At 58.9% G+C, this 25,138-nt stretch carries 20 protein-coding genes and 1 pseudogene; 11 read left to right on the top strand and 10 right to left on the bottom strand.

Annotated elements, in window-relative coordinates; translation table 11 throughout:
- Positions 1–239 precede the first annotated feature (239 nt).
- Positions 240–2,132 carry a penicillin-binding protein 2 gene (mrdA, locus tag AC3WMT_RS15830; protein WP_103305047.1) on the top strand — a complete coding sequence of 631 codons (1,893 nt, stop codon included), beginning with the start codon at positions 240–242 and terminating at the stop codon, positions 2,130–2,132.
- A gap of 54 nt (positions 2,133–2,186) precedes the next feature.
- Here the strand turns inward: mrdA and AC3WMT_RS15825 are convergent, their stop codons facing one another.
- The 3 genes from AC3WMT_RS15825 to AC3WMT_RS15815 all read right to left on the bottom strand — a co-directional run bounded on the left by AC3WMT_RS15825 (position 2,187) and on the right by AC3WMT_RS15815 (position 3,765).
- A complete protein-coding gene (locus tag AC3WMT_RS15825) occupies positions 2,187–2,858 on the bottom strand; it encodes a hypothetical protein (RefSeq protein ID WP_103305048.1) in 672 nt (223 codons plus the stop codon).
- Between the two features lie 85 nt (positions 2,859–2,943).
- A complete protein-coding gene (locus tag AC3WMT_RS15820; protein WP_003226632.1) occupies positions 2,944–3,150 on the bottom strand; it encodes a helix-turn-helix domain-containing protein in 207 nt (68 codons plus the stop codon).
- Positions 3,151–3,159: 9 nt separating this feature from the next.
- Complete coding sequence (locus AC3WMT_RS15815; protein WP_103305049.1) at positions 3,160–3,765, bottom strand: hypothetical protein; 606 nt, start codon at positions 3,763–3,765, stop codon at positions 3,160–3,162.
- 107 nt (positions 3,766–3,872) lie between these two features.
- On the opposite strand from AC3WMT_RS15815, the pseudogene AC3WMT_RS15810 reads away from it, so the two are divergent.
- Positions 3,873–4,040: pseudogene (locus tag AC3WMT_RS15810) on the top strand (quinohemoprotein amine dehydrogenase subunit beta); the annotation flags it as partial.
- A gap of 146 nt (positions 4,041–4,186) precedes the next feature.
- Here AC3WMT_RS15810 and AC3WMT_RS15805 read toward each other — a convergent pair.
- Together AC3WMT_RS15805 and AC3WMT_RS15800 are read right to left on the bottom strand one after the other, a co-directional pair.
- Positions 4,187–4,591, bottom strand: a complete 405-nt coding sequence (locus tag AC3WMT_RS15805; RefSeq protein ID WP_103305050.1) for a lysozyme inhibitor LprI family protein — start codon at positions 4,589–4,591, stop codon at positions 4,187–4,189.
- A gap of 55 nt (positions 4,592–4,646) precedes the next feature.
- Complete coding sequence (locus tag AC3WMT_RS15800; RefSeq protein WP_103305051.1) at positions 4,647–5,567, bottom strand: ADP-ribosylglycohydrolase family protein; 921 nt, start codon at positions 5,565–5,567, stop codon at positions 4,647–4,649.
- Between the two features lie 196 nt (positions 5,568–5,763).
- Here AC3WMT_RS15800 and AC3WMT_RS15795 point away from each other — a divergent pair, with 196 nt between their 5' ends.
- Both AC3WMT_RS15795 and AC3WMT_RS15790 read left to right on the top strand, forming a co-directional pair.
- Complete coding sequence (locus AC3WMT_RS15795; protein WP_103305052.1) at positions 5,764–6,252, top strand: SRPBCC family protein; 489 nt, start codon at positions 5,764–5,766, stop codon at positions 6,250–6,252.
- A 7-nt stretch (positions 6,253–6,259) separates the two neighbouring features.
- A complete protein-coding gene (locus tag AC3WMT_RS15790; protein ID WP_103305126.1) occupies positions 6,260–7,060 on the top strand; it encodes an aminoglycoside phosphotransferase family protein in 801 nt (266 codons plus the stop codon).
- Positions 7,061–7,464: 404 nt separating this feature from the next.
- On the opposite strand, the gene acnA is transcribed toward AC3WMT_RS15790, so the two are convergent.
- On the bottom strand, positions 7,465–10,206 hold the full coding sequence (gene acnA, locus AC3WMT_RS15785; RefSeq protein WP_103305054.1) for an aconitate hydratase AcnA: 2,742 nt from the start codon (positions 10,204–10,206) through the stop codon (positions 7,465–7,467).
- A gap of 222 nt (positions 10,207–10,428) precedes the next feature.
- On the opposite strand from acnA, the gene rlmM reads away from it, so the two are divergent.
- Positions 10,429–11,502 (top strand): 23S rRNA (cytidine(2498)-2'-O)-methyltransferase RlmM, encoded by a 1,074-nt coding sequence (gene rlmM, locus AC3WMT_RS15780; RefSeq protein WP_103305055.1) that lies wholly within the window; start codon positions 10,429–10,431, stop codon positions 11,500–11,502.
- A gap of 195 nt (positions 11,503–11,697) precedes the next feature.
- Positions 11,698–11,949 (top strand): sulfurtransferase TusA, encoded by a 252-nt coding sequence (gene tusA / locus AC3WMT_RS15775; RefSeq protein WP_103305056.1) that lies wholly within the window; start codon positions 11,698–11,700, stop codon positions 11,947–11,949.
- 61 nt (positions 11,950–12,010) lie between these two features.
- On the opposite strand, the gene AC3WMT_RS15770 is transcribed toward tusA, so the two are convergent.
- Positions 12,011–13,420, bottom strand: a complete 1,410-nt coding sequence (locus AC3WMT_RS15770) for an MATE family efflux transporter (protein WP_103305057.1) — start codon at positions 13,418–13,420, stop codon at positions 12,011–12,013.
- 215 nt (positions 13,421–13,635) lie between these two features.
- Between AC3WMT_RS15770 and pdxB the strand changes: the two genes are divergently transcribed.
- Positions 13,636–14,778 carry a 4-phosphoerythronate dehydrogenase PdxB gene (pdxB, locus tag AC3WMT_RS15765; RefSeq protein ID WP_103305058.1) on the top strand — a complete coding sequence of 381 codons (1,143 nt, stop codon included), beginning with the start codon at positions 13,636–13,638 and terminating at the stop codon, positions 14,776–14,778.
- 182 nt (positions 14,779–14,960) lie between these two features.
- Here the strand turns inward: pdxB and AC3WMT_RS15760 are convergent, their stop codons facing one another.
- Entirely contained in the window at positions 14,961–15,140 is a 180-nt protein-coding gene (locus tag AC3WMT_RS15760) for a PA1571 family protein (RefSeq protein WP_103305059.1), read from the bottom strand.
- 256 nt (positions 15,141–15,396) lie between these two features.
- Between AC3WMT_RS15760 and AC3WMT_RS15755 the strand changes: the two genes are divergently transcribed.
- On the top strand, positions 15,397–17,202 hold the full coding sequence (locus tag AC3WMT_RS15755) for an ABC transporter transmembrane domain-containing protein (protein ID WP_103305060.1): 1,806 nt from the start codon (positions 15,397–15,399) through the stop codon (positions 17,200–17,202).
- Between the two features lie 82 nt (positions 17,203–17,284).
- Here AC3WMT_RS15755 and AC3WMT_RS15750 read toward each other — a convergent pair whose 3' ends face one another.
- Complete coding sequence (locus AC3WMT_RS15750) at positions 17,285–19,213, bottom strand: transglycosylase SLT domain-containing protein (RefSeq protein ID WP_103305061.1); 1,929 nt, start codon at positions 19,211–19,213, stop codon at positions 17,285–17,287.
- Between the two features lie 214 nt (positions 19,214–19,427).
- Here AC3WMT_RS15750 and AC3WMT_RS15745 point away from each other — a divergent pair, with 214 nt between their 5' ends.
- Positions 19,428–21,350, top strand: coding sequence for an ATP-binding cassette domain-containing protein (locus AC3WMT_RS15745; protein ID WP_103305062.1), 1,923 nt, complete (start codon positions 19,428–19,430; stop codon positions 21,348–21,350).
- A 126-nt stretch (positions 21,351–21,476) separates the two neighbouring features.
- On the opposite strand, the gene AC3WMT_RS15740 is transcribed toward AC3WMT_RS15745, so the two are convergent.
- Positions 21,477–21,914 (bottom strand): universal stress protein, encoded by a 438-nt coding sequence (locus AC3WMT_RS15740; protein WP_007910454.1) that lies wholly within the window; start codon positions 21,912–21,914, stop codon positions 21,477–21,479.
- Between the two features lie 103 nt (positions 21,915–22,017).
- Between AC3WMT_RS15740 and AC3WMT_RS15735 the strand changes: the two genes are divergently transcribed.
- Positions 22,018–22,455 carry a hypothetical protein gene (locus AC3WMT_RS15735; protein WP_103305063.1) on the top strand — a complete coding sequence of 146 codons (438 nt, stop codon included), beginning with the start codon at positions 22,018–22,020 and terminating at the stop codon, positions 22,453–22,455.
- A gap of 528 nt (positions 22,456–22,983) precedes the next feature.
- Positions 22,984–25,131: a fatty acid oxidation complex subunit alpha FadB gene (fadB, locus tag AC3WMT_RS15730; protein WP_103305064.1), complete on the top strand. Its 2,148-nt coding sequence runs from the start codon at positions 22,984–22,986 to the stop codon at positions 25,129–25,131.
- Positions 25,132–25,138 lie beyond the last annotated feature (7 nt).

The following is a 25,138-nucleotide window of genomic DNA, read 5'->3' as shown; positions in this document are numbered from 1 at the left end:
TAGGTCATCGTCAAGATTAAATTCCGAAACCCCAATTGCGAAAGCAGTTGGGGTTTTGTTTTGCCCGCAGGAAAGTTTTTCCCTCATTCCCGGAGGGTCCAGTCGTCACCAGAGCTGCCATTGGGGAAAAACGTTCTGAAGTGACCGGGCAGTTTTTGGTATGGTGCAGCTCGTTTTTTCACGGACGGATGTCATGCCTATGGATTGGCACTCATTTATGTCAAAGAGTTGCTGTAGAAATGCCTGAGCCAATCCCGATCAAGGATCACGAAAAAGAGACGCGTCTGGTCAACAAGCGGTTGATCGCCTGCGCCTTGTTTGTCTTCGCTATCAGCTGTGCCCTGGTGGTGCGGTTGTACATCCTGCAAGTGGTAGAGTTCGACTACCACTCGACCATCTCTGAAAACAATCGCGTACATGTCTTGCCGATCCCGCCGACACGCGGACTGATCTACGACCGCAACGGCGTGCTATTGGCCGATAACCGTCCCAGCTACAATCTGACCATCACTCGCGAGCGCGCAACCGACGTCAATCAGGAACTGGACGAGGTCATCAACCTTCTCCACTTGCCTGCCGAAGATCGCGCAGTCTTCGATAAGGCCATGAAACAGTCCCGTCATCCGTTCACGCCGGTGACGCTGTTCTATGAACTGACCGAGGAGCAGATTGCCGTATTAGCGGTCAATGAGTTTCGTCTACCAGGTCTAGATGTTGAACCGCAGTTCGTCCGCGATTACCCACTCGGTGCGCACTTTGCCCACTCGATCGGTTATGTCGGCCGAATCAACGAGAAAGAATCCAAGACGCTCGATTCGGTTGAATATCGCGGTACCCAGTCCATCGGTAAAACCGGCATCGAGCGTTTTTACGAAGCGCAGTTGCACGGTCACGTCGGTTACGAAGAAGTGGAAACCAATGCCCAGGGCCGTGTGTTGCGAGTGCTTAAACACACTGACCCGGTGCCGGGTAAAAACATTGTCCTGAGTCTCGACGTCAAACTGCAGGAAGCGGCCGAGGCTGCTCTCGGTGATCGTCGTGGTTCAGTCGTGGCGCTCGATCCGTCCACCGGGGAAGTGCTGGCAATGGTCAGCAACCCGAGTTTTGACCCGAATCTGTTTGTCACCGGTATCAGTTCCAAGGAATATTCGGCGCTGCGCGACTCCATCGACCGGCCACTCTTCAATCGCGTGCTGCGCGGCTTGTACGCACCGGGCTCGACGATCAAACCGGAAGTGGCCATTGCCGGGCTCGATGCCGGAGTTGTCACGCCGCAGACCCGAGTGTTCGACCCGGGCTACTACCAACTCCCGGACTTCGATCACAAGTACCGCAACTGGAACCACAGTGGCGATGGCTGGGTAGACATGGACGCGGCGATCATGCGCTCCAACGATACGTACTTCTACGACCTGGCGCACAAACTGGGCATTGATCGGCTGCATGACTACATGGCCATGTTCGGCCTTGGCGAAAAAGTCTCGCTGGACATGTTCGAAGAATCCCCCGGCCTGATGCCATCCCAGGCCTGGAAGCGTGCGACGCGGCGACAGGCGTGGTTCCCGGGCGAGACAGTGATTCTCGGCATCGGTCAGGGCTACATGCAGGTGACACCGCTGCAACTGGCACAGGCCACTGCCTTGATCGCCAACAAAGGCGTGTGGAACCGTCCGCACCTGGCCAAGACCGTCGATGGCATCGCACCGGTCGACGAGCACCCGATGCCAAATATCCTCCTCAAGGATCCGCGCGACTGGGAGCAGGTCAACCATGGTATGCAGATGGTGATGCACGATGCCCGTGGCATTGCTCGTGCGGCAGCGGCAGGGGCGCAATATCGCATCGCCGGCAAGAGCGGCACGGCGCAGGTCGTCGCGATCAAGCAGGGTGAGCGCTACAACCGCGAGAAAACGCTTGAGCGCCACCGCGACAACGCCTTGTTCGTCGGCTTCGCACCGGCTGAACATCCGAAGATCGCGATTTCGGTGATGATCGAGAATGGTGAAGCGGGCGGTCGGGTGGCCGGCCCCGTCGTGCGGCAGATCATGGATGCCTGGTTGCTCGATCCGGATGGCCATCTCAAGCCGCAATACGCGGCGCCGACCAAAGCGCCGGGTGATCCGCACGTTTAGCCGGCAACCGCTTCCCGACACAGTTTGCGCCTGTGCCGGGAAGCGGCCATCGGGCTACTTGCAGCTATAACCCTCGGGCATCGTCACCGTGTAGTTGCGTTGCACACGGTCGTGGAAGTCGAGGTTCTGCAGGCCTTGTTCCACCAGAAAGGCTTCGACTTTGGCCGCCTGGCAGTCATCGTTGTAGGACGAAGCCCGGAGCAGGTAGACCGCGCGCTTGCTCACTTCATCCCGGGCAGTGGCGGTGAAGGTGCTGAGGGTGGTGTAACCGGTTCGCTCCGAGGTTCCAACAGGGCCATAAGTGGTATTTGGCTTGCTGGTACAGATCAGTCGATCTTCTTTTTTCTTGATGTTCTTGCACACCGTCGAGGTACTGGTTGGCACTTGCCCGTAGTCAGTGGCGGTGTAGCGGTAAGTCACCTGTCGACTGCCAACGTCAAGGCTGACTGTCATTTTGATCGGTGCATGGTTCCTCGGCAGGCTGGCGTCGGTATACACCTCCAGAAACCCCCTGTCTTTCAGCGCGTTGACCATATCGCGAAGATAGTAACGGGCATTAAGTGCGTTTTCATCGCTGCCGCCTGCAGAGGTCACCAGTACAGTGGCCTGGCGGTCGAATTGATAATCCGGATCGGGTGTTGCGTTGAGTGCCACGTCTATTTGTGTGGCGCAGCCGCTGAGTAACGCCGTCAGCAAAAACAGTGCGAAGAAGAAATAACGGGACATGCAATAGCCGCCTTGCTAATAAGGAATGAATAAGGATTAAACGGTTGGAACCCGCAATAAACTAATCGCGGGTAGAAACGAAGACTCAGTCTTTTTGATATTCCAGCAGATCGCCCGGCTGGCAATCGAGCGCAGCGCAGAGCTTGTCCAGGGTTGCCATCTTCACCCCCTTGACCTTGCCATTTTTCAGTAATGACAGATTAGCCTCGGTGATGCCCAGTAGAGCGGCTAACTCTTTGGAGCGAATTTTTTGCGTGGCCATGACAACGTCAAGGCGGACGATAATGGTCATTATATTGTTCTATATGTATTGACTTTGCTCATCGCTGAGGACTTTTGCATCACGCATGATAATTGAAAACAAACAGAGCAAAACGCCTTTGATAATTTCGTAGGCGGAAGTGGAAGACAGGCCGATCGAGAATTTGAAAATGCGCTCTCCCGCAGGCAAGTCTATGGACAGCGCCAAACCTTGCAAGGTTTCTACGAGTGGATAGGTTGCCGGAGAAACGATGCACAGCACACCCACGCGCCACAGGACTCTGATATTGCGATCGGTCCAGGTTTCACCACGCGACAGGCGCAGGAAAAACAGACCGGTCAGCCATAACGCGTAGACCGATAGCAGAACGGGCAGGAAGTCCAAAATGACGATCAGGGCAGTGGCCAGTGGCGATAGCCAAGTGGCGGGATCGAGCAGCGCGCCTTCGACAAACGGATCAAGCAATTGCGGCGAGCCTTCAGCGAACGCGTAGAGCAGGGCCGCGAGCATTTCATCCATTTTGAACATCCAGAGCGTTGCGCTACCGCCGACCTCAGTGACGCCCAGAAACCAGACGAGAATCGCCGCCAGCAATCCAACCCAGTGCATGCGCTGCAACGCCGCGCCATCGATGCGAGTACTCATGAAAATTCCTTGCCATGTCAGTTCAGATAACTGATTCTCGATGTTTAATTATCGAATTGCAATAAATTATTATGATTGTACTCCGTCGACAAGGTCGACGTGCTGATCCCGGTCGCCACTTGAAACGCACCAACTACCGCGCGCCAGAGTGGAATCAACAGACTTACCGCGATGATTTTTCACTGCTCTACACTGCGGCGAAATTCATAGACAAGAAGCAGGACTCGGCGACTGCCGAATGCCTGTATGACCTGTTCAACATTGACCTGGTGACGCCGAGACGATGAAGCAGACGGGGAGTATCAAGCTGCCAGGGGGGATGGCGATTACCACGGCGCAGATTTTATCCGGCAATTTGCGGCGTCCAGGCTGATGCCATCGCTGGCTTGCCAGCGATGAGGTCTTTGAATTCAGCGAAAATTCAGGCCCCGGGTACCGGGCAACTCATGTCACCTTCCTCACACTTCAAATACTGCTTTAGCGCCTCAACCCGCACCTTGGTCACCCCGGTCAGGCAACTGCTGTAAACCAACGGATAAACACTCCCGCCCGTCACCCCCGATGACGAAAACGTGCACTCGGCGTCGCGAAATCCGACCCACGCCCGCTGCGCATCAACCAGCAGTTTTGTGGCCTCGGCATTGTCCTTCAAGCGCTCTTTGATTTGCTTGTACACCGCGTTCAACTCGTTGTCGGCCGCCTTGTAATCCTGCCCGGCGCACTGGTTAATCGTTGCCTGATCGCTGGCATTCGCGCAGTCGACGGCGGCGTGGGCGATGGGGGTAAACAGAAAAGGCGTCAGGGCCAGAAGCAGGCGTGGGGACATGGACAATCTCGCTGTGTCGGATGAAAGTGCAGAACAGTGTAGCGATTAAGCGCGGCTATTCCGGCGCTCGTAATCGCGAGGCTTCCAGCAGACGATCTGCGGTCGCAGTGATTTCTTCGCCCTCATGCAACTTCTCCAGCCAGTGGGCAGGAATGGCACGCACGCCGTAATGAGCACCGGCCAATTGGCCAACGATCGCAGCGGTGGTGTCGGCGTCCTCACCCAGATTCGCCGCTTGCAGGATGGCCTCAGCAAAGTTTCCGGTGTGATGAAAGCACCACAACGCCGCTTCCAGCGATTGCACGCTATAGCCGCTGCCGCGGATCTCACTGATTGATTTGCTGAGGTAATCACCACGGGCAATCGCCGCGACTTTCGGTTGAGTGAACGCCGACACGGATGAATGGCGCAATTCTGTCTTGGAGGCGCCCTGCAGTGCCTTGCCGATCAGCTCGGCGAAAAGTTGGCAGCACTCGATGGCTTCAGGGGCGGCGTGGGTCGTCCGTGAGCTGTCAGCGGCAAAACGCTGAATCAGTTGGGGATCAGGAAAGTAAAACAGCACCACCGGCACCAATCGCATGAGCGAGCCGTTGCCAGCGGTGTACGGGTCGATCGAGCCGGCAAAGGGCTCGCCGGTTTGCTGGTAGTGCGACAGCGCCTGACTGACGGTCATGCCGATATCGAAGCATTCGCCGGTGGAGCTCAGATACCCCCATTTCCACCAGTTGAGGTAGCGCCCCATCTGGTCGGCAGCATCGAAGCCGTTCTTGTTCAGCAGACTTTCCGCCAGACACAGCGCCATGGAAGTGTCGTCCGTCCATTGCCCGGGCTTCAAGTGGAATGGGCCACCTCCGACCATGTCCGATAACGGCTGAAATGAGCCTCGCGGCTGGAATTCGACCGTGGTGCCGACCGCGTCGCCGCAGGCCAGGCCAAGCAGGGCGCCGCGATAACGCTCGGGGAGTGATGGCTGCATGATTCATCCTTGTCTGGTTCTGTATCGCGGGAAAAGGTAACAGTTTCATCCGCAGGTCTGCCCTCGAATTCGCACAATTGACCCAAGCAAGATGCCGCCGGATGTTTCCTCGCGATGACCTGCTGCACCGCTTTGATACAACTTCAGGTTGGACATGTGGTCATACAGGCCTAGTGTTCAGAACAGGAGGTGACGTATGAAACCAGTACCCAATAGTTTCGAACGCAAAATCACGCTCAAGGTGCCGCGTTCACATGTCTGGCGTGCATTGGTCGATGCCGAGGCATTTGGTCAGTGGTTTGGTGTGGCGCTGGAGGGCAGGCGTTTTATTGCCGGCGAATGGACGCAAGGGCAGGTCACGTATCCGGGTTATGAACATGTGTTGTGGAATGTGCTGATCGAACGGGTCGAGCCGCAGCAGTTGTTCTCGTTCCGTTGGCATCCGTATGCGGTCAACCCGAAGATCGATTATTCCCAGGAGCCGACCACCCTGGTCAGGTTCGAACTGGAAGACTTCGAGAGTGGCACGCTGCTGAAAGTGTCCGAATCAGGCTTCGCGCACATTCCCGATATCCGCCAGAAAGAGGCGTATTACATGGACAGCCGTGGCTGGGAAGAACAGTTGAGCCGGCTCGAACAGTTCCTCGTCGAAAGTGCCAAGGCTCGCGAGCGTCAGGGTGGCTGACAGCGCAATGTTCGAACCCTGGCTCAAGCGCTGGTCACTGGTGCCGGACGGGCCACCGATCATCACGCCCGGCAGCCGGCTGTTGCCGGTGCGTCTGGGTGACACCCCGGCGATGCTGAAACTGGCCGACGACGCCGAGGAAAAGTATGGCAATCGGCTGATGGTCTGGTGGAACGGCGAGGGCGCGGCTCGGGTGTTGGCGCACCATGAGGATGGCTTGCTGATGGAGCGGGCCATGGGGCAGCGTTCGCTGATGCACATGGCGCTCAATGGCCAGGATGATGAGGCCAGCCGCATTCTGTGCACCGCGCTGGCGCGACTGCATGCCCCGCGCGCCACGTTGCCCCCGCCGCTGGTAGAGCTGGGGCCGTGGTTCGTTTCGCTGCGAATGGCTGCCGCACTACATGGCGGGCCCTATGCCCTGAGCCTGCAAACCGCCGAAGCCTTGCTCGCTGATCCGCAGGAAGTGGTGGTGCTGCACGGTGACATGCACCACGACAACGTCCTCGATTTCGGCCCGCGCGGCTGGTTGGCGATTGATCCGAAGCGAGTAAGGGGCGAACGCGGTTTTGACTACGCCAATCTGATCTGCAACCCGGACCTGCCGACGGCGGGCGACCCCGAGCGATTTCTCCGGCAGGTAGAGGTTATTGTTGCGGCTGCTAGCCTGGATCGTCGTCGCCTGCTGCAATGGGTGCTGGCGTTTGCCGGGTTGTCTGCCGCATGGTTTCTGGAGGATGACCTTCAGGAACAGGCCTCAGGACAGCTGAAAGTCGCGAAAATCGCGGCGTCCATGCTCAACGCCTGACATGGCTAAGGGTTTTCGGAAGGGGCGCTATGGCGAATGTCTTACACGCGATGGTAGCTATGTCGACTATTGCCGATTGGATCCAGCGCGTAATCTACACCCATCAACTGAAGCACAGGGAGTGCTTCAGGATCACGGATGATCGACCATTGCAAGGATCGCTGCCGACAGGGAGTCGATAATGGTCTTGGGAAAAACCCGCTTCGGCGGGTTTTTTTTCGCCTGTCGAAAAGTACTATCGACTATCGGGCGAACTACCTGTGGCGAGGGAGCTTGCTCCCGCTAGGGCGCGAAGCGGCCCACTTTCTAATACCGCGCTCTTTCAGCAAGAACGCGGTGTCGATTTTCAGGGCTGCTGCGCAGCCCATCGGGGATAAATCCCCTCGCCACAGGGGATCCAAGCGCTAGGAGGCGATCAGCTGACGCAACACATAATGCAGAATCCCGCCCGACTTGAAGTACTCCACCTCGTTCAGGGTGTCGATGCGGCATAGCACTTCGATTTTCTCCTGACGTCCGTCCTCACGGGTGATCACCAGGGGCAGGTTCATCCTCGGCGTCAGTTCGACACCGGTCAGGCCCTGAATTTCGAAGGTTTCCTTGCCGGTCAGATTCAGACTCTTGCGGCTCTGATCGAGCTTGAACTGCAACGGCAACACACCCATGCCCACCAGGTTGGAACGGTGAATGCGCTCGAAGCTCTCGGCAATCACCGCTTTGACGCCCAGCAGGTTAGTGCCTTTGGCCGCCCAGTCACGACTGGACCCTGTGCCATATTCCTGCCCGGCAATCACCACCAACGGTGTGCCCGAAGCCTGGTAGCGCATGGCCGCGTCGTAGATCGGCAATTTCTCGCCGCTCGGAATGTAGATCGTATTGCCACCTTCTTCACCGCCGAGCATCTCGTTACGGATTCGAATGTTGGCAAAGGTGCCGCGCATCATCACTTCGTGGTTGCCGCGACGCGAGCCGTAGGAGTTGAAGTCTCGCGGCTCCACGCCTTTGTCGCGCAGGTAACGTCCGGCCGGGCTGTCAGCCTTGATATTGCCGGCAGGGGAAATGTGGTCGGTGGTCACCGAGTCGCCGAGCAAGGCCAGCACGCGCGCGCCCTTCACATCCTTGATCTCAGGCAGCGGGCCGCCTATGTCATCGAAGAACGGCGGATGCTGGATGTAAGTCGAATCGTCCTGCCACACGTAAGTCGCCGCTTGCGGCACCTCGATGGCCTGCCACTGCTCATCACCGGCAAACACTTCGGCATATTCCTTGTGAAACATCGCCGTGCTGACCTGACTCACCGCCTCGGCGATTTCCTGGTTGCTTGGCCAGATGTCACGCAGATAAACCGGGTTGCCCTGTTGATCGTTACCCAGCGGTTCGCTGCTGATATCGGTACGAACAGTGCCGGCCAGCGCATAGGCCACCACCAGTGGTGGCGAGGCCAGCCAGTTGGTTTTCACCAGCGGATGCACCCGACCTTCGAAGTTGCGGTTGCCAGACAGCACCGAGGCGACGGCAAGGTCGGCTTTCTGGATGGCTTTCTCGATCGGCTCAGGCAGTGGCCCGGAGTTGCCGATGCAAGTGGTGCAGCCATACCCGACCAGCGAAAACCCGAGCTGGTCGAGGTATTGCGTCAGCCCCGCCGCCTTGTAGTAATCGGTGACCACTTTCGAGCCCGGCGCCAGTGAACTCTTGACCCACGGTTTGCGCGTCAGGCCTTTCTCCACGGCTTTTTTCGCCAGGAGCCCGGCGGCCATCATCACGCTCGGGTTGGACGTATTGGTGCAAGAGGTGATCGCGGCAATGACCACGGCGCCGTTTTTCAGGCGATAGGTATGGCCCTCGTATTCGTATTCGGTTTCGCCGATCAGATCGGCGTTGCCCACCGCCACGCCGCCGCCCCCTTCGCTTTCCAGGCGACCTTCTTCTTTGCTGGTGGGTTTGAATTGCAAATCGAGGAAGTCGCTGAAGGCTTGCGCGACATTAGGCAGTGAAACCCGATCCTGCGGGCGTTTCGGCCCGGCCAGACTGGCTTCGACGCTGCCCATGTCCAGCGCCAGGCTGTCGGTGAACACCGGTTCCTGGCCCGGAAGACGCCAGAGCCCTTGAGCCTTGGTGTAGGCCTCGACCAGTTTCACCACTTGCGCCGGGCGCCCGGACAGGCGCAGGTAATCCAGCGTTACCTCATCGACCGGGAAGAAGCCGCACGTCGCGCCGTATTCCGGGGCCATGTTGGCGATGGTTGCGCGGTCAGCCAGCGGCAGTTCGGCGAGGCCGTCGCCATAAAACTCGACGAATTTGCCGACCACGCCTTTCTTGCGCAGCATCTGCGTGACGGTCAGCACCAGGTCAGTGGCAGTGATGCCTTCCTTGAGCTTGCCGGTGAGTTTGAAGCCGATTACTTCCGGAATCAGCATCGACACCGGTTGCCCGAGCATCGCCGCTTCCGCTTCGATGCCGCCGACACCCCAGCCGAGGACGCCAAGACCGTTGATCATGGTGGTGTGGGAGTCGGTGCCGACCAGCGTGTCGGGGAAGGCGTAGGTACGGCCGTCTTCATCCTTGGTCCACACCGTGCGGCCGAGGTATTCGAGGTTGACCTGGTGGCAGATACCGGTGCCCGGTGGCACCACGCTGAAGTTGTCGAAAGCACTTTGGCCCCAGCGCAGAAAGGCGTAACGCTCGCCGTTACGCTGCATTTCGATGTCAACGTTCTGTTCGAAGGCGCTGGCGGTGGCGAATTTGTCGACCATCACCGAGTGGTCGATCACCAGGTCGACAGGCGACAACGGATTGATTCGCTGCGGATCGCCGCCGGCCTTGGCCATCGCGGCGCGCATCGCGGCGAGGTCGACCACGGCCGGTACGCCGGTAAAGTCCTGCATCAATACTCGGGCAGGGCGGTACTGGATTTCCCGGTCAGAGCGGCGCTCCTTGAGCCACGCGGCGATGGCCTTGAGGTCGGCGCCGGTAACGGTTTTTTCATCTTCCCAGCGCAGCAGGTTTTCCAGCAGGACTTTCAGCGACATCGGCAGCTTGTCGATATTGCCAAGGGTCTTGGCGGCATCAGGCAAGCTGAAATAGTGGTAGGTCTTGTCGTCGATTTGTAGAGTTTTAAGGGTCTTCAGACTATCGAGGGACGGCATTACGATCACTCCTTTGAATCCGCACGGCTACGGATTGAGGGGACGAATAGAGCTTTAAACCTAGCCCTGTTTTAGGTAGCTGGCTAATAACTGGACTCTATGAGCGGAACCAAGGTTCCGACATCGGCTATCATGCGCCGGTTTTCGTGACAGGCATTGCTGCAACGCAACGCTTGAGCATCGCGCAGTGGCCGAATGATCGCCCGCTGCCCAGGAGTAAGAATGAACACCCTATTCATGCATTGCCGGCCAGGCTTCGAAGGCGAAGTCTGTTCGGAGATTTCCGACCTCGCCGCGCAACTCAACGTGTCCGGTTACGCCAAGGCCAAAGCCGCTTCGGCGTACGCCGAGTTTGTCTGCACCGAAGAAGACGGTGCCGAGCGCCTGATGCGCGGTCAGCGTTTCGCCGAACTGATCTTTCCGCGCCAATGGGCGCGTGGCGTCTTCATCGATTTGCCAGAGAACGATCGCATCAGCGTGATCCTCGCAAACATGGCTGAATTCCCGGTGTGCGGCAGCCTGTGGCTGGAAGTCGTCGACACCAATGACGGCAAGGAACTGTCGAACTTCTGCAAGAAATTCGAAGGCCCACTGCGCAAGGCCCTGACCGCTGCCGGCAAACTGGTGGATGACGCTAGCAAGCCGCGTCTGTTGCTGACCTTCAAAAGTGGTCGTGAAGTGTTTCTCGGCATGGCCGATGCCGGTAACTCGGCGATGTGGCCGATGGGCATTCCGCGCCTGAAGTTTCCCCGTGAAGCGCCGAGCCGTTCGACGCTGAAGCTGGAAGAGGCCTGGCACCACTTTATTCCGCGTGATCAGTGGGAAGATCGCCTGCACAGCGACATGACCGGGGTTGATCTCGGTGCAGCGCCGGGCGGCTGGACCTGGCAACTGGTCAACCGCGGCATGCTGGTAACCGCCATCGACAACGGCCCGATGGCTGAAAGCCTGATGGACACCGGGCTCGTGCAGCACTTGATGGCTGACGGTTTCACCTTCAAGCCCAAGCAACCGGTGGACTGGATGGTCTGCGACATCGTCGAGAAACCGGCGCGTAACGCCGCGATGCTCGAAGAGTGGATCGGCGAAGGGCATTGCCGCGAGGCGGTGGTCAACCTGAAACTGCCGATGAAGCAGCGTTATGCCGAGGTGAAGCGCTTGCTCGAGCGCATCGCCGATGGTTTCAAGGCTCGTGGGATCAAGGTCGATATCGGCTGCAAACAGCTGTATCACGATCGCGAGGAAGTGACCTGCCATCTGCGCCGGCACGACACCAAGAAAGCCAAATCCCGCTGATTGAAGTGAACTGCTTTTGTGGCGAGGGAGCTTGCTCCCGCTGGGCTGCGAAGCGGCCCCGAATTCGGCGCCGTTGTTCCTTCAGGCACACCGGGCCAACAGATTTTGCGACGGCTACGCCGCCGAGCGGGAGCAGGCTCCCTCGCCACAAACCCGGCAATGCGCGACAATGCCGGCCAGTTTCAGGAGTGAATCATGAGTGAAATGATCGACACGCCGGTCGACGGCACCCTCGACGCCACCGGCCTCAATTGCCCGGAGCCGGTGATGATGTTGCACCAGCACATCCGTGACCTGGTGCCCGGCGGCCTGCTCAAGGTGATCGCCACCGATCCCTCGACCCGTCGCGACATTCCCAAGTTCTGCGTGTTTCTCGACCATGAACTGGTCGGCCAGCACGAAGAGGCCGGGACTTATCTGTACTGGATTCGCAAGAAGTCCGATTGAGTCCGGGCAAAAAAAGACCTGCATGTGCAGGTCTTTTTTTATGGGTGCCTTTTATGAGTATTCAGCCCATCGAACGACTGATCCGAATGCGCTTGCGCGCGCTGCGCGTCAGGCGGATCGACAGCATCAGCGCCGCGCAGCTCAAGCCGACAATCAAACCCTGCCACAAACCGCTCGGGCCCCGAGGCTCGCCGAGCCAGTCGGTCAGCCCGAGGGCATAACCCACCGGCAAGCCAATGCCCCAGTAGGCGAACAGAGTCAGGATCATCGTCACGCGAGTGTCCTGATAACCGCGCAGTGCGCCAGCTGCGGTGACCTGAATCGCATCGGAAAACTGGAACAGCGCCGAATACACGATCAGCATCGCCGCGATGTGAATCACCGTCGGGTCAGCGGTGTAGATGGCCGCAATCGGTTCGCGCAGCAGCAACATCATGCTCGCCGACAGGCAGGCGTAGGCCAGCGCGGTGCCCATGCCGACACCAGCGGCAAAACGCGCTTCACGCGGTTCCTCACGGCCCAGTGCCTGACCGACGCGCACAGTCACGGCCATGCCCAATGAGTACGGAATCATGAACACCAGCGAACTGACGTTCAGCGCAATCTGGTGCCCAGCCACGACGGTGGCGCCGAGGCTGCCGATCAACAGGGCGATCACGGCAAAAATGCTCGACTCGGCAAACACGGCGATGCCGATTGGCAGGCCGATGGCCAGCAGACGCTTGATCACCGCCCATTGCGGCCAGTCGAAACGGCTGAAAATTTCGCTCGAACGGTAGGCAGGTGCCCAGCGCTCATAACCGGCCAGACCCAGCGCCATCACCCACATCACGATGGCTGTGGCCCAGCCGCAGCCGACGCCGCCCATGGCCGGCACACCGAAGTGGCCATAAATGAAGACGTAGTTCAGCGGTATGTTCAGCGCCAGACCGCACAGGCCCAATACCATCGCCGGGCGGGTACGACCGATGCCGTCACTGGTGCAGCGCAGGACGTGATAGAACGCCACCGCCGGCAGACCGCTGGCGATGCCATGCAGGTATTGCATGCACGGGCCGATCAGCTCCGGATCGACCTTCATCAGGTGCAGCACCGGCTCGGCGGCGACCAGCATCGCCGTGGCAATCAGGCCGACCACCAGCGCCAGCCACAACGCCTGACGGACGATCGGACCGATCTCGCTGTGGGTGCCGGCGCCAAAGCGCTGGGCGACTTTCGGCGTGGTTGCCAGCAGGGTGCCGGTCATCAGCAGAAACACCGGCACCCAGATTGAGTTGCCCAGAGCCACGGCCGCCAGATCTTTTGGCCCGACGCGCCCGGCCATCACCGCATCGACGAAGCCCATGGCCGTGGTCGCCAGTTGCGCGATGATGATCGGCAAGGCCAGGGCGAGCAGGTTCTTGAACTCCAGACGAATCCGCGCGGAGCGGGTCAGGGAGACGGCGACAGGTTGGTCAGTTACAGAATTCACAGGCAAAGCGTCCACAGAGGTTGATGCGCAAGGCGCCGCATTCTACGCCGCTGACGCTTTGGTCAGGAAAAATCCTCTGTTGCGGATTTGTAATCTACTGGAAGGCGATTGCTCCCTCGCCACAGGGGCAGTGCTGTTCTTGCGCTTGCAATCAAAGCCCGCTGGCTCGGCGACCGATCTGCACCTAAACTGCCGATCCGCCCAAGGAGCCCGCCATGCTGATTGTTGCTGACGAAAATATCCCGCTGCTCGATGCCTTTTTTGCCGGTTTCGGTGAGATCCGCCGTGTCCCGGGCCGTTCCATAAACCGTGCGACGGTGGAGCAGGCCGACGTGTTGCTGGTGCGTTCGGTGACCAACGTCAACCGCGCGTTGCTGGAAGGCAGCAAGGTTCGCTTTGTCGGCACCTGCACCATCGGTACTGATCATCTGGATCTTGAGTACTTCGCCGAGGCCGGCATTACCTGGTCAAGCGCGCCCGGCTGCAATGCCCGTGGCGTGGTCGATTACGTACTGGGCAGTCTGATGGCGCTCGCCGAAATCGAAGGTGTCGATCTGACTCAGCGGACTTACGGAGTCGTCGGCGCCGGTGAGGTGGGTGGGCGACTGATCAAGGTCCTCAAGGGGTTGGGCTGGAACGTCAAAGTCTGCGATCCACCGCGCCAGGCCACTGAGGGGGGCGATTACGTCAGCCTCGAGCAGATCATTGAGCAATGTGATGTGATCAGTCTGCACACGCCGCTGACCAGAAGCGGCGCAGGCGCGACCTGGCATCTGTTCGATCAGCAACGTTTGCAACAGCTCAAGCCCGGTGCCTGGCTGATCAACGCGGCGCGCGGTCCTGTGGTGGATAACGCCGCACTGCGCAAAGTGCTGCTGCATCGTGAAGACTTGCAAGCCGTTCTCGATGTTTGGGAAGCCGAGCCCGAAGTCGATGTCGAACTGGCCGAACTCTGCGTACTGGCCACGCCACACATTGCTGGCTATAGCCTTGACGGTAAACAGCGCGGGACGGCGCAGATCTATCAGGCGTATTGCGAATTCACCGGCCAGCCCGCGAGCATCCAGCTCAGCGATCTTTTGCCAGCACCGTGGCTGTCGGAAGTTACTTTGCATGCCGACAGCGATCCGGCCTGGGCGCTGGCGATGTTGTGCCGTGGCGTGTACGACCCCCGCCGGGATGACGCGGATTTCCGCCGCAGCCTTGTAGGCAATGTCGGCGAGCAGCGTGCGGCGTTCGATGTCTTGCGCAAGCAGTATCCGGTGCGGCGCGAGATTGAAGGGCTGAAGGTGCGGATTGAAGGGGAGTCGTCAGAATTGCGCCAGATAGTGGCGGCGCTGGGTGCGGTTGCTGTTTAAAAACCGAGGTGGCTTTATCGCTGGCAAGCCAGCTCCCACAGGTTTCGCGGAGTGCGCAGATTTTAAGTACGACGAAAATCCTGTGGGAGCTGGCTTGCCAACGATAGCTTCACCACAAATCCCGGATTTACAGACAGAAAAAACCCGGCCAAAGGGGCCGGGTCAGGAAGACGGTGGCTATATCACTTTTGTTCGGCAGGCTTGACCAATCGCTTCTCCAGTTCGCGGCAAGCGTCCTGGATCATGTCTTCAGTGATCGGTACTTCACGCCCGTCCTTATCGATAATCGAGCAACCCAGAGTTTGGCCGGGCTTGGTGCGGATCACTTCAATCTTGTCTTCGCTGCGGTGTTGCAAGGACATGGCCTGTCTCCTCATCAGGTTGTGCGCCTAGGTTAAAACCCCCACGTGACCGGGCTGTGACAACTCCCTGCGGTCTGTCGGCGGCGGCATCTCCACTCAAACAGAAATGACCGTTCGTCTCAACTGCGACGTTAGACCAATAGCAACTATGGCCTAGTCTTTGGGGGCATATTTAACCTGACTCATTGTGATTTACAGAGTTCCACCCCAAAGAAGGTTTACGCTAGCCCTTTCATCACCATGGATGCGTACCTGAATGACCCCGAAGCTTTCTTCAAGGCACCGTCGCGCGCTGCGTCTGACCAGTCGATTTCTGGCCCCTTACCGCTGGCAAGTCATCGGTGCGCTGCTGGCGCTGATCGTCACCGCCGCCGTCACGTTGTCGATGGGGCAGGGGATCAAACTGCTGGTCGATCGGGGCTTCATGACCCAGTCTCCGCACCAGCTCAATCAGAGCATCGGCATTTTCATGTTGATGGTGCTGGGTCTGGCCGTCGGTACGTTTGCGCGGTTTTACTGGGTGTCCTGGATTGGCGAACGCGTCGTGGCCGATATTCGCCGCGAGGTGTTCAACCATCTGGTTTATCTGCACCCAGGCTTCTACGAGAACAACCGCAGTTCGGAGATCCAGTCGCGGCTGACCGCCGACACGACGTTGCTGCAATCGGTGATCGGTTCGTCGCTGTCGATGTTCCTGCGTAATCTGCTCATGGTCATCGGTGGCGTCATCCTGCTGTTCGTGACCAACGCAAAACTCACCAGCATCGTGGTGATTGCCTTGCCGTTCGTGGTGGCGCCGATTCTGATTTTCGGTCGGCGTGTACGAAACCTGTCGCGGTTGAGTCAGGACCGGGTTGCCGATATCGGCAGCTATGTATCGGAAACCCTCGGCCAGATCAAAACCGTGCAGGCCTACAACCATCAGGTGCAGGACGAACAGCGCTTTTCGGCGACGGTGGAGGACGCTTTCGACACCGCGCGCAAACGCATTTTCCAGCGCTCATGGATGATCACCATGGTGATCGTGCTGGTGCTGGGCGCGGTGGCGGTGATGTTGTGGGTCGGTGGCATGGACGTGATCGCCGGGCGGATCACCGGCGGCGAACTGGCGGCGTTTGTCTTTTACAGCCTGATCGTTGGCAGTGCGATCGGTACTTTGAGCGAAGTGATCGGCGAACTGCAACGCGCTGCCGGTGCTGCCGAGCGCATCGCTGAATTGCTGCGTTCGGAGAACATCATCCAGTCGCCGACCACGGGCCTTGTGACCTTGCCGGCGCGCGTGCGCGGTGAGTTGCAATTGCAGGATGTGCGTTTTTCCTACCCCTCGCGTCCTGAAAGCTACGCCGTCAACGGCTTGAATCTGACTATCCGCGCCGGAGAGACGCTGGCGCTGGTGGGGCCGTCCGGTGCTGGCAAGTCCACGGTGTATGACTTGCTGCTGCGCTTTTATGACCCGCTGGAAGGACGGATCCTCATCGATGGCGTACCGCTGACCCGTCTCGACCCGTTGGACCTGCGCCGCCACTTCGCCTTGGTGTCACAGTCGCCAGCACTGTTTTTTGGCAGCGTTGAAGAGAACATTCGTTACGGCAACCCGGGGGCAACGCTGGACCAGGTCAAGCAAGCGGCAAGAATTGCCCATGCCCACGACTTCATCGAGAAAATGCCCAACGGTTACCAGACCCATCTCGGCGATGGTGGTCTCGGCCTTTCCGGCGGCCAGCGGCAACGTTTGGCGATTGCCCGTGCGTTGCTGGTCGACGCGCCGATCCTGCTGCTGGATGAAGCCACCAGCGCCCTCGATGCGCAAAGCGAGCATCTGATCCAGGAAGCTCTGCCAAGCCTGATGGAGAACCGCACCACGCTGGTGATCGCGCATCGACTGGCCACGGTGAAAAACGCTGACCGGATTGCGGTGATGGACCAGGGCAAACTTGTGGCCATTGGCACCCATCAGGAACTCATCGTCAGCAATCCGCTGTATGCGCGGCTCGCATCTTTGCAGTTCAACGATGGAAATAGCGCTTCAATGAATGCTGTTACCGATCCTGTAATTCACTAAACAACCGATCAGGTCGTGCACATAAAAAATGCCCGTATCTCGCGATACGGGCATTTTTCGTTACTCGGCATCAGCCGCGTGATCACTGATCGTCGAAGTAGCGCTCGTGCCAATCCACCAGCGGCTGTGGTGAATTGAGCTTCTGGCCGTAGATCACAGAATAAGACAGCACGTTCTGCACGTACTGACGGGTTTCGTCGAAGGGAATGCTTTCCACCCAGACGTCGAAGCTCAAGTGATCAGCGCCGCGCAGCCATTGGCGTACGCGACCGGGCCCGGCGTTATAGGCGGCGGAAGCGAGGACGCGGTTGCCGTTGAACTGGCTATGGACCTGGCTCAGGTAAGCGGCGCCGAGCTGGATGTTCTTGTCGGGATCGAGCACCTGCTGTGGCGAGGCCAGCGGAATGCTGAACTTGCGCGCGGTTTCCTTGGCGGTGCCGGGCATCAACTGCATCAGGCCACTGGCGCCGACGCCGGAGCGAGCGTCGTCCATAAACGCACTTTCCTGACGGGTGATCGCGAACACCCAGCTCGAATGCAGCCCACGTACCTTGGCTTCACGCACGAGGGTTTCGCGGTGGGCCATCGGGAAGCGGATATCCAGATCGTCCCAGTATTGCGCCTGACTGATCGTGCGGATCGCCGGGAAATACCATTTCAGGTCGTAGGCGAGTTTGGCCTGGGCGACCATTTCGTCGCGATTGAAGTGGCGGCTGACGTGATACCACTCGCGGCGACCGTCGACGATCTGCCCGCGGGCATGGAATTCCAGCGCACGGCGCACGCCCGGCGTGTTGCGCACTTTGTTGATTAGCGCCTGGCTCAGCACCAATGGCTTGTTGTTGAGCGAGTAGGGCGACTGCGAGCGGTCAGCGGCGAGGAAACCGTAGAAGTCCCGTTCCCGCGCCAGATTTTTGTACAGGGTTTGTGCTTGCGGGTTCTGCGGCTGGGCCAGTTCAAGGCTACGCGCCTGCCAGTAGCGCCAGCGGTTGGTGGTGGCCAGATCTTGCGGAAGACGCTTGGTCAGTTCGTATGCGTCGTCCCAGCGAGCGAGGCGCAGCAATAGGCGCAAACGCCATTCCGAGACGGTGTTGTCGCGTAACTCCGGGTCGTATTTGGTCATCACGTCCAGCGCGCGGCTGTCGAAACGCCGAGCGAGGGTCAGACCGATTTCCCGGGCAATCGCGACTTTTTCATCGCGGGAGAAATGCATGCTGCTGGCGTAACCGTCGAGCAATGCCATGGCCTTGTCCGGATCCTGACGTGCCAGGCGGCGCAAGCCGAGGCTGACCACATCGGACATCGGCTCATCGGCCGGGGTGAAGCGCGAAGGTTGATTGAGCAACTCCGGTTTTTGCGCCACATCCACCAGCAAACGACCGCGCGGGGCGAGGGTGGTCAGGCCGTTGACCAGACTGTTGGCCAGTGGATAGTTGCGTGCCTGGGCGGCGAGCTTGGTGCGTTCCCAGCGTTTCTGTTCGGTGAGCTGGCCATCGGCGGCCCAGATGCCGAATAGCGCGTCACACGCGGCGGGTTGCGATTTGCCGGTCAGCCACAGTTTGTCGGCATTGGCATAGCCTTCGGCCTTGTGGCCGCTACTGATCTGGTACTGCGCATTGAGGCAGTCGAGTTCAGTGAAGTTGAGTTTCGGGTCGTAATATTTGACGAAGGTGGCCCAGTCGCCACGGTCGGCGAGCCAGCGCAACCAGCGCAGCTTCATCCAGTTGGCCTGGGGCAGGTCGCCGTGCTCGGCGAGGAATTTCTCGATTTCGGCGTTGCTCGCGGTTTTCAGGCGCGCGGTCAGTTCGTCGTAAGCGAGGTATGGTTCCAGCGGATAATCGGCCAAGGCCTGGCTGTAGCGGAAATACGGCCCGGTATCGCCCTTGGCCAGCGCGCGTTTGGCTTCATCGTAATACTGGCGTTGGGTGGACAGGTCCACCGCCTGGGCGGATTGAGCGGCAGCGGCGGTAAGTAGCAAACAGGACAAAACACTGAGAAGGCGACTGCGCATGAGACATCCGGGCAGAGAAATCATGACAAGTGCCGACCTGAATCAGCACTGAATTGTCTGTAGCTTAGCCTTTTGCCAGCAAGCGGCGAAAGCTTTGCGGGCCTCACAGCACAAGTTCGCAACAAATGTTGTGCAGAGTGCTTCGACAGACAAATTGCCGGCCTGCTGAAGCCCTAAGTCAGGTAGAATGCGCGCCCGGTTTTTGGAGAAGCTCATGACCCTGCTCAAATTCAGCGATGTGTCCCTTGCATTCGGCGCGATGCCGTTGTTGGACAAGGTGTCCTGGCAGATCGCCCGTGGTGAGCGGGTGTGCATCATCGGCCGCAACGGCACTGGCAAGTCCAGCATGATGAAACTGGTCAAGGGCGACCAGAAGCCCGATGACGGCTCGGTGTGGCGTGCCCCCGGTCTGAAAATCGGCGAATTGCCGCAAGAATTGCCAGTGGCCGACGATCGGACTGTGTTCGACGTGGTTGCCGAAGGCCTCGATGGTGTGGGCGCGTTGCTCGCCGAGTACCATCACCTTGCGCAGAACTGCGTCACTGAAGAAGACCTCAACAAGCTGATGCACGTTCAGCAAGACCTCGAAGCCCGTGATGGCTGGCGCTTGCAGACCCTGGTCGAAAGTACCCTGAGCCGCCTGCAACTGCCGGCCGACAAGACCCTCGCCCAGTTGTCCGGCGGCTGGCGTCGTCGCGTGCTGCTGGCGCAGGCGCTGGTGTCCGAGCCGGATCTGCTGCTGCTCGACGAACCGACCAACCACCTGGACATCGGTGCGATTGCCTGGCTTGAAGAAGCGCTGAAAGATTTCCAGGGCGCTGTGCTGTTCATCACGCACGACCGTTCCTTCCTGCAAAACCTTGCCACGCGCATCCTTGAACTGGATCGCGGCGGTCTGATCGACTGGAACGGCGACTACGCCAGTTTCCTCGTGCACAAAGAAGCTGCGCTGGCGGCCGAAGAAACCGCGAACGCGTTGTTCGACAAGAAACTGGCTCAGGAAGAAGTCTGGATTCGCCAGGGCATCAAGGCCCGTCGCACCCGTAACGAAGGCCGCGTCCGTGCTCTGAAAGCCCTGCGTGTTGAGCGCAGCGAGCGTCGTGAGCGCACCGGCAAGGCCAACATTCAGCTGGACACTGCCGACAAATCCGGCAAGCAGGTGATGGTGCTCGAGAATGTGAGCTTCGCTCACCCGGGCGGCCCGTTCCTGATCAAGGATTTCTCGATGGTCCTGACGCGCGGTGACCGTATCGGTTTGCTCGGCGCCAACGGTACCGGCAAGACCACTCTGTTGAAGCTGATGCTCAGCGGTCTGCAACCGACCAGCGGCACAGTGGAAGAGGGTACGCGGATCGACGTGGCCTACTTCGACCAGTTGCGCCATCAACTGGATCTGGAAAAAACCGTTATCGATAACGTTGCCGAAGGTCGCGACTTCATCGATATCGACGGCCAGAGCCGTCACGTACTGAGCTACCTTGGCGACTTCCTGTTCAGCCCGCAGCGCGCCCGCACGCCGGTCAAGGCGCTGTCGGGTGGTGAGCGTGCGCGTCTGTTGCTGGCCAAACTGTTCAGCAAACCGGCGAACCTGCTGGTCCTCGACGAACCGACCAACGACCTCGACGTGGAAACCCTCGAGCTGCTCGAAGAAGTGCTGCTGACCTTCAACGGCACCGTGCTGATGGTCAGTCACGACCGGGCATTCCTCGACAACGTGGTCACCAGTACGCTGGTCTTCGAAGGTGAAGGCAAGGTGCGTGAATACGTCGGTGGCTATCAGGACTGGATCCGTCAGGGCGGCTCGCCGCGCCTGCTGGGCGTGACCGAAAGCAAGTCGGGCAAGGCTGACCTGAATTCGGCGGTGGTCACTGCTGAGCCTGCTGTGGTCGCAGCGCCTGCCGCCGCTGCCCCGGCTGCCAAGAAGAAGTTGAGCTACAAGCTGCAACGCGAGCTGGAAGCGTTGCCGGGCGATATCGACGCCAAGGAACAGCAGATCGCTGCTGTTGAGGCTGAAATGGCTGAAGCCGGTTTCTACCAGCGTCCAGCGGCTGAAACGGCCAAGGTGATTGCTTCGCTGGAGCAGTTGCAGGCTGAGCTGGATGCGTTGGTGGAGCGCTGGGCCGAGCTGGATGCCTGATTGTCTCTGATGTGAAAAAGCCCGGCGTTCAGTGATGAACGCCGGGCTTTTCATATGCGATGCGAGCTACAGGTCGATGCGGATCCATTGTTGGGGCGGGCTGCTCGCTCCCACAGGTTATGTATCTCAGCGTTTGACCAAGTGTACCGCCAACACATCGCAAGGTGCGCCGTGCAGTACATCGTTGGCGGTCGAGCCGAGCAGCAATGCCAGACCGTGGCGACCATGGCTGCCGACCACGATCAGATCGCACGCCTGTTCCTTGGCGAAATGATGGATTTCCTGGCGTGGCTGGCCGTAGGTCAAGTGGCAGTTGGCGCCTTCGAGTTCGGAGTACTTGAGTTTCAAGCGCTCAAGCCGCTCTTTGGCTTGATCGAACTGTTGCTGTTGCAGTTGTGACAGGTCCATTGGCACGTCGCCACCGAACGCCATGGCCATCGGCTCGACGATATGCACCAGCGACAGCTTGGCGCCGTTGCTCACCGACAGCTCTCGGGCGCGGTGGATGACAGGGTCGCACTCTTCAGTCAGGTCTACGGCGACCAGGATGTGGTGGTAGGGCATGAGGTGCTCCTCGTGAGGGTTCAATATTGTTAAGTATGGCTGGTTTCAAGCGCATTGGTTCCAAAGTGACGCAATGGGCTCATCAAGATTCGGGAGTACAGATATGACGGTCTGGATAGTGGTGTCAATCCTGCTGGTGGTATTGAGTCCGCTGGCGTGGTTGCGTCCATCGCGCGCGCAGAGCGGGCGCATCGCCCTGCGGATGGAGGCGCGGCGCATCGGGCTGGCCATGCAACTGGCGCCTCAGGAGTGGCCGCATTGGCTCTCGCAAGAGCCGCCAAGCCCCTGCGCGCAGTACCATCGCCCGCGGCGTGGCAATCAGCCGGCGTGCTGGACTTACTGGCAAAAATCGCCGGGTGTCTGGGTCAATCAGTGGCAGGAGGTCTGCGAGGATCGGGCACTGCTCAATCATTTCGAAAAATTGCCGGACAATGTCTACAAGGTCGAGGCGGATAAACAGATGATCGCCTTGTATTGGGGCGAGAAGGGCGATGCAACGGTTCTGCAGGATATCGACGCCACACTGAAAGCGCTGGCATGACGCGCGGACTTTTCGCACTGCAATGGTGTGACGCGTCCGGCAGACGAGCAATAAAAAGCCCGACATGATTCATCGGGCTGGGTTGGCCAGGCAGGCCGGAAACTTTTTTTGATGCCAGTCGCGTCGAGCGGCACGCGCACTTTCTCTGTAGTCCCAGCCAGCGTAGCCTTTTAAACAGGGCTCGTTGCGAATTAGGGCGAATTTTCTAACTATTGATTCTATGAATGGCTTCACATGCAGACGCGTGTTGCCGGTCTTCGTGGTACGGAAATGACCGCAAAGTCGCATTTCAACCCGTATTTTGGGCGATTGACAATTGTCGGAAATTCCGTGAAGGTGACGTACCCAAATCAAACGGGCGTATGAATTGAGCGTTTGTCTTACAGACCGCTCCTACAGAATCCCGACTATCGCGTTGGCGGGTGTGCCGGGTGGATTGGCGTCAGCATCGACGAAAAAGCGTCCTGCCAAGCCATTCGCCTGCGTCCGACGTGTACTGTTCAGCTTCCATATCGTGGAGATCAGTTGATGATTTACGAAGGTAAAGCCATCACGGTTAAAGCTCTTGAAAGTGGCATCGTCGAATTGAAATTCGACCTCAAGGGTGAGTCCGTCAACAAGTTCAACCGTCTAACCCTGAACGAACTGCGTCAGGCCGTAGACACCATCAAGGCAGATGCTTCGATCAAGGGCGTGATCGTCAGCAGTGGCAAGGACGTGTTCATCGTCGGCGCCGACATCACCGAATTTGTCGACAACTTCAAGCTGCCGGATGCCGAGCTGGTTGCTGGCAATCTCGAAGCCAACAAGATCTTCAGCGATTTCGAAGACCTCAACGTTCCGACAGTAGCCGCGATCAACGGCATTGCTCTCGGTGGTGGTCTGGAAATGTGCCTGGCGGCTGACTATCGCGTCATGTCAACCAAGGCCAAGATCGGTCTGCCGGAAGTCAAACTGGGCATCTACCCAGGCTTCGGCGGCACCGTGCGTCTACCGCGTCTGATCGGTGTCGACAACGCCATCGAATGGATTGCCGCCGGCAAGGAAAACCGCCCTGAAGACGCCCTGAAAGTCAGCGCCGTCGACGCCGTGGTTGCTCCTGAGAAGCTGCAGGAAGCTGCCCTGGAACTGATCAAGCGCGCTATCTCCGGCGAGTTCGACTTCAAGGCCAAGCGTCAGCCGAAACTTGAAAAACTCAAGCTGAACGCCATTGAACAGATGATGGCTTTCGAAACCGCCAAAGGTTTTGTCGCCGGTCAAGCTGGCCCGAACTACCCGGCGCCGGTTGAAGCAATCAAGACCATCCAGAAAGCCGCGAACTTCGGTCGTGACAAGGCGCTGGAAATCGAAGCTGCAGGTTTCGTCAAGCTGGCCAAGACCTCTGCCGCGCAGAGCTTGATCGGCCTGTTCCTGAATGATCAGGAACTGAAGAAAAAGGCCAAGGCCTACGACGAAATCGCCAAAGACGTGAAGCAGGCCGCTGTGCTTGGTGCTGGCATCATGGGTGGCGGTATCGCCTACCAGTCGGCCTCAAAAGGCACGCCGATCCTGATGAAGGACATCAACGAGCACGGTATCGAGCAGGGTCTGGCCGAAGCCGCCAAGCTGCTGGTTGGCCGCGTTGATAAAGGTCGCATGACCGCTGCGAAAATGGCTGAAGTGCTCAACGGAATTCGTCCGACCCTGTCCTACGGCGACTTCGGTCACGTTGATCTGGTTGTCGAAGCTGTGGTCGAGAACCCGAAGGTCAAGCAAGCCGTACTGGCTGAAGTCGAAGCCCAGGTCAAAGAGGACACCATCCTCGCGTCCAACACCTCGACCATTTCCATCAGCTTGCTGGCCAAGGCCCTCAAGCGTCCGGAAAACTTCGTCGGCATGCACTTCTTCAACCCGGTGCACATGATGCCACTGGTAGAAGTGATCCGTGGCGAGAAGTCCAGCGAGCTGGCCGTCGCCACCACTGTTGCTTACGCCAAGAAAATGGGCAAGAACCCGATCGTCGTCAATGACTGCCCGGGCTTCCTGGTCAACCGCGTGCTGTTCCCGTACTTCGGCGGTTTCGCCAAACTGGTCAGCGCCGGTGTCGACTTCGTCCGTATCGACAAAGTCATGGAAAAATTCGGCTGGCCAATGGGCCCGGCCTACCTGATGGACGTAGTCGGCATCGACACCGGTCACCACGGTCGTGACGTGATGGCTGAAGGCTTCCCGGATCGCATGAAGGATGACCGTCGCTCGGCCATCGACGTGCTTTACGAAGCCAAGCGCCTGGGTCAGAAGAACGGCAAGGGCTTCTATGCCTACGAGGCCGACAAGAAAGGCAAGCAGAAGAAGGTCGCCGATCCGTCGGTGCTGGAAGTGCTCAAGCCGATCGTTTACGAGCAGCGTGAAGTCACTGACGAAGACATCATCAACTGGATGATGATCCCGCTGTGCCTGGAAACCGTGCGTTGCCTGGAAGACGGCATCGTTGAAACTGCCGCCGAAGCCGACATGGGTCTGGTCTACGGCATCGGTTTCCCTCCATTCCGTGGCGGTGCGCTGCGCTACATCGATTCGATCGGTGTTGCCGAGTTCGTTGCCCTGGCTGACCAGTACGCTGATTTGGGCGCGCTGTACCACCCGACCGCGAAGCTGCGCGAAATGGCCAAAAACGGCCAGAGCTTCTTCGGTTAAGCGCCCC

It is taken from the genome of Pseudomonas sp. FW305-7, from assembly GCF_058786735.1.
This window is presented reverse-complemented; position numbering and strand designations above follow the sequence as displayed.

Coding starts and splice junctions, on each gene's coding strand:
- mrdA (WP_103305047.1), top strand. CDS start 240: ATGCCTGAGCCAATCCCGATCAAGGATCACGAAAAAGAGACGCGTCTG.
- AC3WMT_RS15825 (WP_103305048.1), bottom strand. CDS start 2,858: ATGTCCCGTTATTTCTTCTTCGCACTGTTTTTGCTGACGGCGTTACTC.
- AC3WMT_RS15820 (WP_003226632.1), bottom strand. CDS start 3,150: ATGACCATTATCGTCCGCCTTGACGTTGTCATGGCCACGCAAAAAATT.
- AC3WMT_RS15815 (WP_103305049.1), bottom strand. CDS start 3,765: ATGAGTACTCGCATCGATGGCGCGGCGTTGCAGCGCATGCACTGGGTT.
- AC3WMT_RS15805 (WP_103305050.1), bottom strand. CDS start 4,591: ATGTCCCCACGCCTGCTTCTGGCCCTGACGCCTTTTCTGTTTACCCCC.
- AC3WMT_RS15800 (WP_103305051.1), bottom strand. CDS start 5,567: ATGCAGCCATCACTCCCCGAGCGTTATCGCGGCGCCCTGCTTGGCCTG.
- AC3WMT_RS15795 (WP_103305052.1), top strand. CDS start 5,764: ATGAAACCAGTACCCAATAGTTTCGAACGCAAAATCACGCTCAAGGTG.
- AC3WMT_RS15790 (WP_103305126.1), top strand. CDS start 6,260: ATGTTCGAACCCTGGCTCAAGCGCTGGTCACTGGTGCCGGACGGGCCA.
- acnA (WP_103305054.1), bottom strand. CDS start 10,206: ATGCCGTCCCTCGATAGTCTGAAGACCCTTAAAACTCTACAAATCGAC.
- rlmM (WP_103305055.1), top strand. CDS start 10,429: ATGAACACCCTATTCATGCATTGCCGGCCAGGCTTCGAAGGCGAAGTC.
- tusA (WP_103305056.1), top strand. CDS start 11,698: ATGAGTGAAATGATCGACACGCCGGTCGACGGCACCCTCGACGCCACC.
- pdxB (WP_103305058.1), top strand. CDS start 13,636: ATGCTGATTGTTGCTGACGAAAATATCCCGCTGCTCGATGCCTTTTTT.
- AC3WMT_RS15760 (WP_103305059.1), bottom strand. CDS start 15,140: ATGTCCTTGCAACACCGCAGCGAAGACAAGATTGAAGTGATCCGCACC.
- AC3WMT_RS15755 (WP_103305060.1), top strand. CDS start 15,397: ATGACCCCGAAGCTTTCTTCAAGGCACCGTCGCGCGCTGCGTCTGACC.
- AC3WMT_RS15750 (WP_103305061.1), bottom strand. CDS start 19,213: ATGCGCAGTCGCCTTCTCAGTGTTTTGTCCTGTTTGCTACTTACCGCC.
- AC3WMT_RS15745 (WP_103305062.1), top strand. CDS start 19,428: ATGACCCTGCTCAAATTCAGCGATGTGTCCCTTGCATTCGGCGCGATG.
- AC3WMT_RS15740 (WP_007910454.1), bottom strand. CDS start 21,914: ATGCCCTACCACCACATCCTGGTCGCCGTAGACCTGACTGAAGAGTGC.
- AC3WMT_RS15735 (WP_103305063.1), top strand. CDS start 22,018: ATGACGGTCTGGATAGTGGTGTCAATCCTGCTGGTGGTATTGAGTCCG.
- fadB (WP_103305064.1), top strand. CDS start 22,984: ATGATTTACGAAGGTAAAGCCATCACGGTTAAAGCTCTTGAAAGTGGC.